Source organism: Bradyrhizobium sp. CCBAU 51627, from assembly GCF_028128765.1.
Lineage (GTDB): Bacteria > Pseudomonadota > Alphaproteobacteria > Rhizobiales > Xanthobacteraceae > Bradyrhizobium.
The window spans coordinates 62,528-77,474 of record NZ_LBJG01000093.1; the positions used below are offsets into that span (position 1 = coordinate 62,528).

At 64.1% G+C, this 14,947-nt stretch carries 13 protein-coding genes; 5 read left to right on the forward strand and 8 right to left on the reverse strand.

The annotated features are described in order from the left end of the window. Positions 1-13 precede the first annotated feature (13 nt). The gene (locus XH88_RS37815) at positions 14-712 is read right to left on the reverse strand and encodes a ribonuclease activity regulator RraA (protein WP_036012452.1); all 699 of its coding nucleotides are present in this window, start codon (positions 710-712) and stop codon (positions 14-16) included. Positions 713-961: 249 nt separating this feature from the next. On the opposite strand from XH88_RS37815, the gene pxpB reads away from it, so the two are divergent. From pxpB to XH88_RS37830, 3 genes are read left to right on the forward strand one after another with little or no spacing between them, the layout of a single operon-like run. Beyond that, complete coding sequence (gene pxpB / locus XH88_RS37820; RefSeq protein ID WP_271673240.1) at positions 962-1,693, forward strand: 5-oxoprolinase subunit PxpB; 732 nt, start codon at positions 962-964, stop codon at positions 1,691-1,693. Then, positions 1,690-2,727 carry a biotin-dependent carboxyltransferase family protein gene (locus XH88_RS37825; protein WP_271673241.1) on the forward strand — a complete coding sequence of 346 codons (1,038 nt, stop codon included), beginning with the start codon at positions 1,690-1,692 and terminating at the stop codon, positions 2,725-2,727. The genes pxpB and XH88_RS37825 overlap by 4 nt, the downstream gene beginning before the upstream one ends. A 27-nt stretch (positions 2,728-2,754) precedes the next feature. Then, positions 2,755-3,525: a LamB/YcsF family protein gene (locus XH88_RS37830; RefSeq protein ID WP_271673242.1), complete on the forward strand. Its 771-nt coding sequence runs from the start codon at positions 2,755-2,757 to the stop codon at positions 3,523-3,525. A gap of 433 nt (positions 3,526-3,958) precedes the next feature. Here the strand turns inward: XH88_RS37830 and XH88_RS37835 are convergent, their stop codons facing one another. From XH88_RS37835 to XH88_RS37860, 6 genes are all read right to left on the reverse strand, one after another. Further along, positions 3,959-5,572, reverse strand: coding sequence for a sulfite reductase subunit alpha (locus tag XH88_RS37835; RefSeq protein ID WP_271673243.1), 1,614 nt, complete (start codon positions 5,570-5,572; stop codon positions 3,959-3,961). Beyond that, a complete protein-coding gene (locus XH88_RS37840) occupies positions 5,569-7,365 on the reverse strand; it encodes a NirA family protein (RefSeq protein ID WP_271673244.1) in 1,797 nt (598 codons plus the stop codon). The genes XH88_RS37835 and XH88_RS37840 overlap by 4 nt, the downstream gene beginning before the upstream one ends. A 13-nt stretch (positions 7,366-7,378) precedes the next feature. Further along, positions 7,379-8,209 (reverse strand): formate/nitrite transporter family protein, encoded by an 831-nt coding sequence (locus XH88_RS37845; protein ID WP_271673245.1) that lies wholly within the window; start codon positions 8,207-8,209, stop codon positions 7,379-7,381. A 351-nt stretch (positions 8,210-8,560) separates the two neighbouring features. After that, positions 8,561-9,724, reverse strand: coding sequence for a CmpA/NrtA family ABC transporter substrate-binding protein (locus XH88_RS37850; protein ID WP_271673246.1), 1,164 nt, complete (start codon positions 9,722-9,724; stop codon positions 8,561-8,563). Next, positions 9,721-10,311 carry an ANTAR domain-containing response regulator gene (locus XH88_RS37855; RefSeq protein ID WP_271673247.1) on the reverse strand — a complete coding sequence of 197 codons (591 nt, stop codon included), beginning with the start codon at positions 10,309-10,311 and terminating at the stop codon, positions 9,721-9,723. The genes XH88_RS37850 and XH88_RS37855 overlap by 4 nt, the downstream gene beginning before the upstream one ends. Before the next feature lie 228 nt (positions 10,312-10,539). Beyond that, the gene (locus XH88_RS37860; protein ID WP_271673248.1) at positions 10,540-11,103 is read right to left on the reverse strand and encodes a hypothetical protein; all 564 of its coding nucleotides are present in this window, start codon (positions 11,101-11,103) and stop codon (positions 10,540-10,542) included. Between the two features lie 270 nt (positions 11,104-11,373). Between XH88_RS37860 and rimO the strand changes: the two genes are divergently transcribed. After that, on the forward strand, positions 11,374-12,693 hold the full coding sequence (rimO, locus tag XH88_RS37865) for a 30S ribosomal protein S12 methylthiotransferase RimO (protein ID WP_271673249.1): 1,320 nt from the start codon (positions 11,374-11,376) through the stop codon (positions 12,691-12,693). 153 nt (positions 12,694-12,846) lie between these two features. Here the strand turns inward: rimO and XH88_RS37870 are convergent, their stop codons facing one another. After that, on the reverse strand, positions 12,847-13,788 hold the full coding sequence (locus tag XH88_RS37870) for a hypothetical protein (protein ID WP_271673250.1): 942 nt from the start codon (positions 13,786-13,788) through the stop codon (positions 12,847-12,849). 300 nt (positions 13,789-14,088) lie between these two features. Here XH88_RS37870 and XH88_RS37875 point away from each other — a divergent pair, with 300 nt between their 5' ends. Further along, on the forward strand, positions 14,089-14,730 hold the full coding sequence (locus XH88_RS37875; protein ID WP_271673251.1) for a hypothetical protein: 642 nt from the start codon (positions 14,089-14,091) through the stop codon (positions 14,728-14,730). Positions 14,731-14,947 lie beyond the last annotated feature (217 nt).

The following is a 14,947-nucleotide window of genomic DNA, read 5'->3' on the forward strand; positions in this document are numbered from 1 at the left end:
TCCTCGTTTCCTGTTACTTCTTGCTGGCGGCGTAGCGCGCCTTGGTTTCGGCGTTCATGGGATAGAGGCCCGGCAGCACCGCGCCGTTGTTCACCTCGTTGACGATCCAGGCTTCCATCCGCTCCTGCTCGACGCCCTCATTGAGGACATGATCGAGCATGGCCTGCGGGATCAGCACGCAGCCGTCCTGGTCGGCGACCACGATGTCGTTGGGAAACACCGCAACGCCGCCGCAGCCGATCGGCTCGCCCCAGCCGACGAAGGTGAGACCTGCAACCGACGGCGGCGCGGCATAGCCGTCGCACCAGACCGGAAGGTTGGTGCCGAGCACGCCCTCGACGTCACGCACTACGCCGTCGGTGACGAGCGCGGTGACGCCGCGCTTGACCATGCGGGCGCAGAGGATGTCGCCGAAGATGCCGGCGTCGGTAATGCCCATGGCATCGACCACGGCGATGCAGCCCTCGGGCATCGCCTCGATCGCGGTGCGGGTCGAGATCGGCGACGACCAGGATTCCGGCGTTGCCAGGTCCTCGCGCGCCGGCACGAAGCGCAGCGTGAAAGCCGGTCCCACCAGGCGCGGCAGGCCCGGGCGCAATGGACGCGCGCCGCGCATCCACACGTTGCGCAGGCCCTTCTTCAGCAGGACCGTGGTGATGGTTGCGGTGGTGATGCCGGCGAGGGTTTTGCGGGCTTCGGGGGACAGCGACATGGAAACAGACGAGCTCCGGATGGGCAGGAAATAACGCGCGCATCTTGCGAGCCGGGCGCTTGCCGTCAAGGGCCAAAGCCCTGATAAGAACGCGACCCTGCCGGGGCTGTTATGCGACACGATAACAAGGCTTTATCAGATGCCCTTGCATTAATTTATTGGACTTGCGGGCGCATTTACGCGAAGCAGGGGTACCGCGGACCTCAAGGCCGCGCCCGCGCTTTTCCATAGGCCCGATTACGACAACTCATGGCCGAGACGCTCCCCCCGCCCCGCCTTCTGCCCAGTGGCGACAGCGCCGTCACGGTCGAGTTCAGCCGCACGATCGACGATGCCGCCAACGAGCGCGTGCTGGCGCTCGACAAGGCGCTTGCAGCTGCATCCATCGAGGGCATCTCCGAGACGATTCCGACCTATCGCTCGCTGCTGGTGCATTACGATCCCGGCAAGATCGGCTTTGACGCGCTCGGCGAAAAGCTGCTTGCGATCGCTGGCCAGAAGCTGCCGCCGACCACGAAAGCGCGGCGCTGGCGCATCCCCGTCGCCTATGGCGGCGAGCACGGCATCGACCTCGAGGATGTCGCGAAAGCGCTCAACACCACGCCCGACGACATCGTCTCCCGTCACGTCGGCGGCGACTATCGCGTCGCCATGATCGGGTTCACGCCGGGTTGGTCCTATCTCAGCGGCCTCGACAAATCCCTGCATATGTCGCGGCGGCAGAGCCCCCGGCTGTTCACGCCCGCGGGCACGATCTCGATCGGCGGCGTCCAGGCCGGGATCCAGTGCCTCGCCGCGCCCAGCGGCTGGCACCTGCTTGGCCGCACGCCCGTCAGAACCTATCAGCTCCACCGGAATCCGACCTTCCTCACCGAACCCGGTGATCGCGTGACGTTTTTTGCCATCGACCACAAGACGTTCGAGGAACTGGACCGCGCCGCCGAAGCCGGCGAGATCGTCGCCGAGCGGGTTGACGCATGAGTCGGCTCGTTGTCACCAGCATCGGTCCAGCAAGCTCCGTCCAGGACGGCGGCCGCCACGGTGCGCAGCGTTATGGCCTGACCGTCAGCGGCGCCATGGACCGGCTGGCGCTCGCGGCCGCAAACACGCTTGTCGGCAACGAGCCGTTCGCAGCCGCCGTCGAGGTCGGCCCGTTCGGCGCGACCTTCACCGCCAGGGACGGCGCCGTGCGCGTTGCGATTGCAGGCGCGCCACGCAATGCGGACGTGGCCGGCAAACCGGTGGCTATGGACACGTCGGTGACGTTGAAGGACGGCGAGCCGCTGACGCTGGGTTTTGCCCGTGGCGGCGCGTTCACCTATCTCGCGATCGAAGGCGCCATCAAAGGCGAGCCGGTGTTCGGCAGCCTTGCGGTCAATGCACGCGCCGGTCTCGGCAGCCCCTACCCGCGCCCGCTCGAGGCCGGCGATGAGTTCACGGTCGATGCCGCGAGCGGCGCGCCCGAGCTGCGCATCGAGCTGCCGAAGCCGGCGAGCGGTCCGATCCGCGTCGTGCTCGGGCCGCAGGACGATGAGTTCGATGACGCCAACAAGGCGCTGTTTCTCGATAGCGAGTGGAAAATCTCGGCGACCTCCGACCGCATGGGCTACCGCCTCGAAGGCCCTGCGATCAAACATCTGCACGGCCACAACATCGTCTCCGACGGCACGGTCAACGGCAGCATTCAGGTGCCCGGCAACGGCGCGCCGATCGCGCTGATGATGGACCGCGGCACGTCAGGCGGCTATCCCAAGATCGCAACCGTGATCACGGCCGATGTCGGCCGCCTCGCGCAGACGTCGGCGGGCACGGGCTTCCGCTTCAAGGCCGTGACCATGGCTGAAGCGCAGGACGAGGCGCGCAAGTTCCAGCAGCTGATCCGCACCCTGCCCGATCGCCTGCGCTCCTCCGACACGATCGAGCTCAACATCGAGGCGCTGAGCGACGCCAACGTGGCGGGCTATGCGGTGAGCGCCATGGATGCCGGGACCTGGCAGGTCGCGGCGGAGCCGTAAGGACAAGACCAAAGGCGGAGAGCAACCATGAAGACGATCGATCTCAATTGCGACCTCGGCGAAGGTTATGGCGCCTGGGAGATGGGCAACGACGCCGCCATGATCGAGCTCGCAAGCTCGGTCAATGTCGCCTGCGGCTTTCATGCCGGCGATCCCGATATCATGCGGCGGACGGTCGAGCTGGCGAAAGCACGCGGCGTGTCGGTCGGCGCGCATCCTGGATACCGCGACCTGCACGGCTTTGGCCGGCATCCGATCGCGGGCCTGAAGGCTTCCGAGATCGAGAACCTCGTCGCTTATCAGATCGGTGCGCTGCAGGCGATCGCGACCGCGGCCGGCCACAAGGTCACGCATGTGAAGGCGCATGGTGCGCTCTCCAATGTCGCCTGCGAGGACGACATGACGGCGAAGGCGATCGCCGCCGGCATCAAGGCGGTCGATCCCAGCCTGATCTTCGTCGTGCTCGCCAATTCGAAACTGGTGAGGGCCGGCGAAGAGGCCAACCTGCCGATGGTGCATGAGGTGTTCGCCGACCGCGCCTATGAGGACGACGGCAATTTGGTTTCGCGCAAGAAACCTGGCGCAGTGCTGCACGATGCCAAGGCGATCGCAGAGCGCGTGGTGCGCATGGTCCAGGACGGCGCGGTGGTCTCCGTGACGGGCAAGGTGATCAAGATGCGCACCGACACCGTGTGCATCCACGGCGACACGCACGGCGCGGTCGAGATCGCGCGCACGCTGCGTCAGGCATTGAAGGACGCGGGCATCGAGGTCGCGCCGTTCAGGCGCGGAGCGTGATCAGAACGGGTGCGCCGACAGCGTGCCGAAGACAAGCATGGCGATGAGCGCACACGCGCCGTAGATCCCGATGTGATGCGCGCTTGCTTTGGCCCTGCGGGAGAGCGATCGCGCATAGAGATGGAGTCTGGCTTCCGCCGACAATTCCCGGATGGTCGATTTCCAACGCACCATAAACTTGAGTATGAACGATCGGAGGCCATGGCCGTAAGACCATCACGTAAATAGTGATGAAAGCGCCATCCGGCGCCACTTCGCAGACGAATATTCTCCGAACCGGCGGGTTCCAGAAATCCTATTCGCTAAAGTTCGGAGCAAATGGAACCAACTCCGGTTCCATCCAATCGAAATCGCAAAACAACCCCATGCACAGTAGAACGCGCCCGTCGGCGCGTTGCGCGGCGCCGGCAATCCACTGAGGTCCCGCCAGGGCTCAGTACACGTCAGCCTGGAAGCGGCCCTTCTTCTTGAGGTCGGCGACAAAACTGACGGCCTCGTCGGTCGAGCGCGCGCCGAACTGGGCGACGATGTCGACCAGGGCGCGCTCGACGTCCTTGGCCATGCGCTTGGCATCGCCGCAAATGTAGAGATGCGCGCCTTCCGCAAGCCACGTCCACACTTCACGGCCGAGTTCGCGCATGCGGTCCTGCACGTAGAACTTCTTCTCGCCGTCGCGCGACCAGGCCAGCGACAGGCGCGTCAGAAGTCCTGAGGTCTTCATCGCGTTGAGCTCGTCGCGGTAGAAGAAATCGCAATCGCTGCGCTGATGGCCGAAGAACAGCCAGTTCTTGCCTTGCGCGCCGGTTGCCTTGCGGTCGAGCAGGAAGGCGCGGAACGGCGCAACGCCGGTGCCGGGGCCAACCATGATGATCGGCGTCTTCGGATCCTGTGGCAGGCCGAAACCGTGCGCCTTCTGCACATAGACCTTGAGCTTGTCACCCTCGTTGATGCGTTCGCCGAGGAAAGTCGAGGCGACGCCGAGACGCTTGCGCTTGCCGATGACATAGCGGACGGAATCGACCGTCAGCGACAGCTTGCCGGGTGACGCATTGTGCGACGAGGAGATCGAATAAAGCCGCGGCTGTAGCGGCTCCAACGCCTCGACGAAGGCTTCCGGATGTGGCCGCGTGCCCGAAAATTTCTGCAGCGCGGCCATCACGTCCAGCGTTGCGGCATCGCCGTCGGGATCCTCGCCCTGCGCCAAGGCCCTCGCCTTTTCGCGCTGGGCGCCGCCGGTGATGAAGGAGAGCAGCTCGAACAGCTTGTCGGGCGCCGGCGACAGCGAGACGTCCTCGATCAGCGCCTCGCGCAGCGTCTTGTTGTTGACCTTGGTGGTATGGGAGGCGCCGAGCAGCGCGATGATCTGATCGACGAGGCCGAGGTCGTTGCGCGCGAATACGCCAAAGCTGTCGCCAACGACGTAGTCGAGCTTGCTTTCGGAGAGATCGAACTCGACGTGATAGGTCTCTTTCTCGGAGCCGGCCTTGTTCAGCAGACGCCGCGACAGGAAGGTCGCCTCAGCCGGATTTTCGCGGGCGCGGCCGAGCTCGGCCTTCACTTCCGGCGCAGCCGGGGCGCTGGCGGGAGCGGCAGTTCCGGCGGCCGGTTTCGCGGCTGGGGCCTTGTCGATCTCCTCGAACAGCTGCTTGAGCATCCGCGCCGTCTCCTTGCCCCCGGGGGCGCAGAGGTTCAGGCGCGCTTCGCTCTTGTTGGCGATCGAATCCGAATAGTCGGCGCAATTGTAGCCGCACTGGCCGCAATCCTGCTGCGCCATCGCGGCCATCATGCGACGCCTGAGCGGACGTCCCTCGGCGAGCTTCATGCGGTCGGCGATCGGCATCGCCGGATCGTGCCAGGGCGCCTCGCCGTCATCGCCGTCGCCTTGCGGGGCGAGCACGGCGCCGTTCTCCAGCGGCGATAGCGGCGTCGAGCCGTCGAGACCGAGCATGCCGACGAGAAACCCGTTCAGCCACAGCCGTTGTCCCTCGCTGAAGGGCGCGTTCGGCGGGATGATCTCGAGCTTCGGTGGGACGGGCATCTGGGTCATGCTGTGACTTCCGCTTCGGCGAGTTTGCGCAGGGCTTCCCCGTCGTGGCGACGGGAGAAGGTCAGGAACGTCTCTTCGGGCGAGGCGCGGTTGGCGAGATAGGCCTTGAGCAGGCCCTCGACGGTCTTCGGTACATCCTCGGCCTTCACATCGTGGAACACCTCCTGCCCGATATCGGCGTCGGGACCGAAGCCGCCGCCGGTGAAGAGATGATAGCCCTCGACCGTGTCCTCTTCGCTCGCGCCCGGCACCTTGGCCGCGATCAGGCCGATGTCGGAGATGTAGTGCTGGGCGCAGGAGTGGTGGCAGCCGGTCAGATGGATGTTGAGCGGCGTGTCGAGCTTGACGCGCTCGTCGCACCAGTCGCCGATCGCCGCGGCATGGCGCTTGGTGTCGGACGCCGCAAACTTGCAGCCGGCGTTGCCGGTGCAGGCGATCAGGCCGGCGCGGACGTTCGAGACCTGCGTCGCCAGACCAAGCTTCTCGACCGCGGCGGTGACGAGCGCGACGTTCTCGTCACGCACGCCCGAGATCAAGAGGTTCTGCCAGACCGTGAGACGGATATCGCCGTCACCGAGATCCTGCGCGATCTTCGCGAGCCCTCGCATCTGCTCGCAGGTGAGCTTGCCGACCGGCAGGGCCACGCCGACCCAGTTGAGGCCGGCCTGCTTCTGCTTGTGCACGCCGATATGGGCCATGCGATCGGACAGTGGGCGCGGCGCCAGCGCCTCGGCCGGTACGCGTGCGAACGGCTTCTTGAGGCGCTCCTCGACCAGCTTGAGGAAGCCGTCGTGACCCATGATGTCGAGCACGTATTTCAGCCGTGCCTTGTTGCGGTTGGTGCGGTCACCATGCTCGATGAAGACGCGCACGATGGCATCGGCAACAGCGGTGGCGTCCTCGGGGCGGACGACGATGCCCGAATATTTCGCAAAGTCCTTGTGCCCGGTGATGCCGCCGAGACCGAGCTTGAACCAGACTCCGGGTTCGACACCAAAATCGTCCTTCACCTCGACCGCGGTGAAGGCGATGTCGTTGGTCTCCTCCAGCGCCGCGATCTTCCCGGCGCCGTCGAAGGCGACGTTGAACTTGCGCGGCAGGCCGAACAGCGAGCGGTCGTTGAGGATGTGGTAGTGCCACTCGCGCGCATAGGGACGCGTGTCGAGCAGCTCCTGCGGATCGATACCGGCCGTCGGCGTGCCCGTGACGTTGCGGATGTTGTCGGCGCCGGCGCCGCGCGAGCAGAGGCCGATGTCCTGAACGCCCTCGATCAGCTTGACTGCGTTCCTCGGCGCGATCTCGCGGATCTGGAAATTGGCGCGGGTGGTGACATGGGTGTAGCCGCCGCCACAGCTCTCCGCGATGTCGGCAAGGCCCGACATCTGCCAGTGCTTCAGGACGCCGTTGGGAATTCGCAGGCGCGCCATGTAGGAGGTCTGCGCCGGCGCCACCCAGAAGATGCCATAATAGCGCCAGCGGAAATTGTCCGCCGGCGTCGGATTGGCGTTCTTGCGCGCCTGCTCATTGAGCAGGTCGTAGGCGTCGAAGGGATGCAGGTCCCGCTTGAACTTCTCCTGGTCGGTGAGCTTCTTGCCCGCCGCAATGAGCTTGTCCTGGGCCTTGATTGCCGCCGCGTCCGGGCCGGTCGGCTCCGCAGGAGCGCCGGCAGCAGGCGCACCGCCGGCTGCGAAAGCGCGCCCGACGCGTCCGACCTGCATGCCGGACATAAAACCTTCGAGATAGCGCTTCTGCTCGTCGGAGAAATCGGCCGTGGGTGCTGTATCGAGTTTCATGGACTGAATGGACCTACTCTGCTGCCTGGACCGCAACCTGCGCCACTTCGGCGGCCGGCTTTGCGGGCTTGTACGTCGTGTAGAGCGCAAGGCCGGTGAAGACGAAGCCGCCGACGAGATTGCCCAAGGTCACGGGGATCTGGTTCCACAGCCACCAGTCGGCGACGCTGACCTTGGCGCCCAGCATCATGCCGGTCGGGATCACGAACATATTGACGACGGCATGCTCGTAGCCGAGCGCGAAGAACAGGAAGATCGGCAGCCAGGTTGCCGCGATCTTGCCGACCGTGGAGGTCGAGGTCATCGCCATCACGACGCCGAGGCAGACCAGCCAGTTGCACAGGATTGCCTTGACGAACACCGAAACCATACCGGCGGTGCCGATCGCGGCATTGGCGATGGTTTTGGCTTCGGCAACCGCAACGATCTTCGCGGCGACGCCGGTGACTTCGAGCCTGCCCATATTGGTGAGCGAGATCGCGATCAGCGCGCCGACGGCGATGCTGCCAAGCAAATTGGCGAGGAAGACCCAGGACCAGTTGGCGATGACCGCATTCCAGCTCGCCTTACCTTCGAGACGTGCGAGCGGAACGATCGCGAAGCTTCCGGTGACGAGTTCGAGGCCGAGCAGCACGATCATCACCAGGCTGACCGGAAAGATCAGCGCGCCGACGATGGGTTGCCCCGTGGTCACCGCGCCGGTCAGGGCGAGCGTCGTGGCCGCCCCCAGGAGTGCGCCTGATAACGCGCCGCGGATCAGGATGTCGCGCGGGGCGAGCGCCAGCTTCTTCAGGCTGGCATCGACCATCGAGGCCACAACGTCTGAGGGTTTCGCGTAATCCATATCGAAGCTCCAGCATGCCGCGCGAAAGGCGGCGTCAACGGGTGAAACGGACGTTGATCGCAGGGAGCCGCTTCCAGGTGCATATGCACCTCGCCGGAGCCCTGAGCGATCCGTTCAGCCTCGTTGCTGCGGAAATCCACCATGGACTTGGAGCCGCCGGCGCCCGCGCCGGGCGGCTTGGGCTCTTCCTATTCAAGGAGTGTGCCAACGCAGCATAAACCGCAAAGCCGCCTAAAATCAGTGACTTGGATTTGGATGCAGCGCATGAAATGGATCAAGGTTCATGCTGCTTCGGGCAGCAATCGCTCAAAGATTGGGCATCGAATCGACGTGATTAAGATTTGAGCAGCCCTACGGAGCTCGTCGACCGACCTCAAACGAGGCCAGATAGCCAGCGATGTCCCTGACATCAAACGGGGGCCCGGCAAAGGCACCAACCGGGGTGCTTGCGAGGTCATCTCCGCGGCGCCCGAGCGCGGCATCATAGACGTCCGGCCGGAACACGGCCATGGCGGTCCTGAGGGCTTCGCCGCTCAGCGCCGTCTGCCCCCAGCGCACCATCTGCGCGTAAAGCCATGCGGCCTGGACCGGGTCCGGGCGCCCCGCCCCTTCGCGTCCGACCAGGAGATAGCGGTCGCTCTCGCGCACGGCGCCGTCAGGCGAAATCTTCAGGCGTCCGGTGAGCGAGCGCTGGATCAGCTCGGCATCGACAGCAAGCCGCTCGGGCTGCGCCAGGATCTGCGCCGCCTCGGTCAGGTTATCAGGGTTCTCGATAAACTGGGCCGCCTGCACCGCCGCGCGAACCAGGGCTGCGACCACATCCGGATTCTTGTCGGCCCAGACCTGACGCAACGCGAGCACCTTCTCGGCCGCGTGCGCCAGGATGTCGGAGACAAAATGCAGGATGTGGCCGACGCCGAGATCGACCGCTATCGAATTCCAGGGCGCGCCGACACAGAAGGCATCGACATGGCCGCTTCTGAGGCTGTCCACCATGTAGGGAGGCGGCAGCACCACCAGGCGGACGTCCTCGTCAGGATCGACGCCGGCTGCGGCCATCCAGTATCGCAGCTGGTAATTGTGAGTCGAGAACGGGAACGTCATGCCGAAGGTCAGCGGCTCGGCGCCCGCCTTGCGCCTGATGGCAACGACCTTCGCGAGCGCCTTTGCTGTGGCGAGCGGATCGAAACGGTCGCCGTCGATCACCTCCATCAGCGTCGCGTGGAGAGCCGGCGAGACCGTGATCGCATTGCCGTTGATGCCGAGATTGAAGGGCGCTGCGATCGGCACCTTGACGTGGCCGAGCCCGAGCGAGGACGCGATCGCGACCGGCGCCAGCAGATGCGCGGCGTCGAACAGGCCGATATTAAGCTTGTCGCGGACGTTGGACCAGGACACCTCACGCACCAGCTCGACCTCGAGTCCTTCGGCAGCGGCAAAGCCCTTGTCGACGGCGACGATCAGGGCGGCAGCATCGACCAGCGGGATGAACCCGATGCGGAGGGAAGCGGTCATTTCAGCATCTCCGACGCGGTGATAATCGACTGGGCGATCTCGCCGATCTTCTTCTTCTCGCGCATGGCGGTGGAGCGCAGCAGCACATAGGCCTCATCCTCGGTGAGACCCTTAATCTTCATCAGGATGCCCTTGGCCTTCTCGATGATCTTGCGGTCCTCGAGCTGCGACTTGGTGCGCTCCAGTTCCTCCTGGAGCTTGGCGAAGGCGTTGAAGCGCGACACGCAGAGGTCGAGGATCGGCTTGATGCGCTCCTTCTTCAGTCCGTCGACGATGTAGGCGGACACTCCTGCCTCGACCGAGGCCTGGATCGAGGCGGAATCGCTCTGGTCCACGAACATGGCGATCGGCCGCTTCACGGCGCGGCTGACCTGGAACATCGCCTCCAGCACGTCGCGACTGGGGTTTTCCAGATCGATCAGGATGATGTCGGGGTCCACCGCATAAATACGGGCCAGCAGGCTCTGCATCTCGCGGATATGGACAACTTGCGTGAATCCGGCCTCCCGCAAGCCCTCCTCGAGGATCGCGGCCCTCACAGGGCTTTCGTCGACGATCACGATTTTGGGCGACTGGTCGGCGCTCATGGCTCACTCACGGCAGGCGATGCATCCATAGCACGCCGGAACGCCCTGCAAAGGGTTGTAATTATGGGCAATTGGGATTAGCTGCGGCCGGTCAATCAGGCAGATTTGGATATGGATCAGACGGCTGCGAAGGCAGCTTCGTGTCGTTCGGGCGCATGAGTCAACGAATGTAGAGTTCTTGAGGTGGCCGCTCCCGCCCGACGGCGACTAGCATTTGGGCTTGTGCTCTCACGGAATCTTCGCGCCAACGATCATTTTGTCGAGAAGTGGTACGGCGGCCAGTACCGCCGTCTCGTTGAGGCCGGAGACCGCTAGCCGCACGACGTACGAATTGCCGTCCTTGTCGAGATCGGCGTAGTGCGCGATCACTTCAATCGGCTGGTCTCTCAGGGACGGATTGTCGTAACGGTTGATGATGACCTTGGGGTTCACCGAGGGAAGCATGGTGATCCTGGCATTCTGGCCGGATGTCGTCGCCCAATCCCTATCGCTCGCTGCGACCCATTGAATCAATTCGGTCCGATCTTTGTTATAGCGGCCTTCAGCATAGATGATGACTTCGGCGTTGCTGAACGTCTGCCCGTTGGGCACGAACATCGAGGCGCCGTATTTGAGACTCGCGGCCTCGTCCCTCGTCCACCCATCGGGTGCCTTCATGCGCGGCCTGAATTCCGGACACAATCGATCCTGCCGATCGCAGACATGGATGATCTTGTCGATTTCAGCCCGCGCCGGAAACATCGCGCCGCAGAAAGCGGAAACGAAAGCCATGCCGAAGATGAAATGACGCATCGCAGTCTAGCTCCGTCAAATCGTGCACGAAACAGAATAACAACCGAAACGTGTGTGTTGGCGCAATTCCGCTCGGTTCCTCAGCTCACTCTGTCGGAACCGGCATCAGGGGCTCTTAGTCAGTCCATACCTTCCCAACGACTGGCCACCCCGTCATATACGCGCGAGTACGGCTTCGGCATTGCATACGTTAGTTGTTGAATTTTTTCATCGGTTCAATTACTTGGGTCGCAAATCCTGACAATTCAGATGCAGACTCCAGGCGATACCATGGACAGAGCGCCGCGTATTTCTTTTACCAGCCTAGGTTGCCCCAAGGCATTAGTGGATTCCGAGCGCATCATCACGCGCCTGCGCGCGGAGGGCTATGAGCTCGCCCGCAAGCATGACGGTGCCGACATTGTCATCGTCAACACCTGTGGCTTCCTCGACAGCGCCAAGCAGGAATCGCTCTCGGCGATCGGCGAGGCCATGGCCGAGAACGGCAAGGTGATCGTGACGGGCTGCATGGGGGCGGAGCCGGAAGCGATCGAAGAGGCCTATCCCGGCGTGCTCTCGATTACGGGCCCGCAGCAATATGAAAGCGTACTCGATGCCGTGCATCGCGCGCTGCCGCCGGCGCATAATCCGCATCTCGACCTGGTGCCGCCGCAGGGCATCAAGCTGACGCCGCGGCACTACGCTTACTTGAAGATCTCCGAAGGCTGCAACAACCGCTGCACCTTCTGCATCATCCCGAAGCTGCGCGGCGACCTCGTCTCGCGTCCGGCCAATGACGTGCTGCGCGAGGCCGAACGGCTGGTCGGCGCCGGCGTCAAGGAGCTGCTGGTGATCTCGCAGGACACCTCGGCCTATGGGGTCGATCTCAAATATGCCGAGAGCCCGTGGAAGGATCGTCAGGTCCGCGCGAAATTCCTGGACCTCGCCCGCGAGCTCGGCGAGCTCGGCGCCTGGGTCCGGCTGCAATATGTCTACCCCTATCCGCATGTCGACGAGGTCATCGCGCTGATGAACGAGGGCAAGGTGCTGCCCTATCTCGACATCCCGTTCCAGCACGCGAGCCCCGACGTGCTGAAGGCGATGAAGCGCCCGGCTGCGCAGGACAAGACGCTGGCACGCATCAAGCGCTGGCGCGAGGAATGCCCTGACCTGGCTTTGCGCTCGACCTTCATCGTCGGCTTCCCCGGCGAAACCGATGACGACTTCGCCTATCTGCTCGACTGGCTCGATGAAGCCGAGATCGACCGGCTTGGCTGCTTCAAATACGAGCCGGTTGCAGGCGCAACATCGAACACGATCGCAAACCCGGTGCCTGATGAGGTCAAGCAGGAGCGCTACAACGCGCTGATGGCGCGCCAGCAGAAGATTTCTGCGCGCCGGCTGAAGCGCAAGGTCGGCACGCGCCAGCAGGTCATTATCGACGAGGTCGGCCCGACGGTCGCCAAGGGCCGCTCCAAGGCCGATGCGCCCGAGATCGACGGCGCGGTGTACCTGTCGAGCCGCCGCCCCTTGCGCGTCGGCGAGATCGTCACCGCGAAGATCGAACGGGCGGACCAATACGATCTGCACGGCAGCGTCGCGGGGTTTTGAGGTCCTCGTGCGCGCTCAGACTTCCGCAGCGTCATGGCCGGGCTTGTCCCGGCCATCCACGTCGTGACGCATGGCACGAAGAAGGTGGATGCCCGGGGCAAGCCCGGGCATGACGACCTCTTGTAAACGTTCGAATGCGTAGCCAGGGCTCAATCACACCAGCCATTTCGGCACCCAGCGCTCCGGACGCGGGGCGCGGGCGAGATCGGCCTTGGCCTCAGTGAGCAGCGCCGGCTCGCCGTCGATGGTTGGGCGCACGTCATATTCGAAATTCGGCATGACGCGGCCGTCGGCGTAAAGGCCGAACTTCATCGCGTACCAAAGACCCAGCTCAGGCTGCGCGCGGCGCATCTCCTCGCGCAAATCGCGCAGCAGGGATTCGATGGAGGCGGCTTCCTCGAACGGCTGCGGCCCGCGCGACAATACGCGCGCCTCGTATTGCTTGCCGACGATCGCAATCTCGAACTGCGTCTTGTCCCAGGGCTTCTTGCCCTTGGGCAGATGCGCGGCGAGCCGCCAGCCGAGCTCGGCCATCAGGCGATGATTGGCCCAGTATTCCTCGCGGTCACGACTCCATTTTTCGACGAAGCCACGGAAGTCGGGCAGCTCGGATGCGCCGTCCTCGCACAATGCGGGCTCCCCGGCCGGCCGCCGAGCAAGCCATTGCGCGAGTTCGCCCGTCTGAGGCTCGACCTCGCCGTGCGGCCGCAGATCATGCCAGGCCTCGTCGAATTGCTGCGACGTCAGCTTCGTCAGCAGGGCGTCGAGAGACGGTGCGAGCAGCTCGTAATCGCCCTCCGAGCCCAATCCCACGATCGGCGGATCGTCGCGGTCGAGACCGGCGCCATACCAACCGCCGACGGCCGAACCGTCAGGCAGGCGCATGAACAGCGCGAAACGGTCGCGCAAGGGACTGCCGTCGAAGATCGGGGCCTGGTCGGAGAACTGGCCTTGCAGCGAGAAGCAGCCGACGCTGCCCCACGGTCGCCCGTTCAGCCAGCCGGCGAAATCCACCAGCAGAGACGGCGCCTCGATGCCCGGCGGAAACGCGCCGCGGATGCTGTCGAGATCGATCGGGTATGGCGTATCGGACAAGGTTGAAAACTATCTGGTTGGTCCCGCCCTTTTTGTCTGTCCCGGCTTGCCTCCGGTTCGAATCAATTCGCGCGTCCTTCGATCACAAACGCGCTAGAAGCGTGTTGGTTTCTGCGCAGCAAGCAAATGACATGCGTCACGAGATCCAGGCCGGAACTGCCGGGGCGACCTGCGCGGCCGCGGCCGATCTCACCCCTGCGCAACTGCACGCGCCGCAATGTGACACTATAATGCATTCACGCAGGGGTCACGGACTCGTCCTAACTCTCGCCGCGTTTTCAACGCGAGCGAGGACTTTCGATGAGCCGCCTCCCGGACATGCTGCGCACGCAGCGCTTCGACGATTACCGCTTCTATCACCAGAGCACCATCAATCAGACGCTGCACCTGATCAGTGCGATCATCTTCCTCGGTTGCTACGCGCTGCTGTTCAAGGATTCCGCACTCGCGGGTCTCGTCGGCTGGCTCGCCATGCTGACCCGGCAGACCGGGCATTTCTTCTTCGAGCCGAACGGCTATGACGCGCTCAACGACGTCAGCAACGAGTACAAGGAAGCGGTCAAGGTCGGCTACAACCAGACCCGCAAGATCATCCTGCTGCTGATCTGGGGCAGCGCCCCGGTCGCGCTTTACATCTATCCCACGCTGTTCGGTCTCTTTGCTCCTCCTGCTGATCGTTTCGATTTCATCCGCCATGTCGGCGCGCTCTGGCTCGCGGTCGGCATCGGTGGTGGACTGGCGCGCATGCTCCAGCTGTTTGCGACGCGCGGCGTCATGACCGGGCTGGTCTGGGGCTTCAAGGTGCTGACTGACCCCTTCCACAACATCGCGCTGTACTGGAATTCGCCGCTCAAGCTGATGCGCGGCGAGCTCATCGATAGCGCGATTGCCGATGCGGACTGGGGCGATCAGGACGCGGAAGAAGCGGCTCATTCCGCCTGAGCAACGCACGCTCGGCGGGTATCGCGCAAAGCAACCGCTTGACAAGCGCTGCCCTTCGGATGTACGGACGCGCCCCATGATCAACGCCCGGACCAACCTGCGCACCGAAATGCTCCGTCGTCGCTGCCGCGACGATGAGAGGGTGCGCCATGTCCGACGACGCCGCTGAACCACTGAATTCAGCCGAAGTTTTCGAGAAGGCCGCACCCGCAAGGTG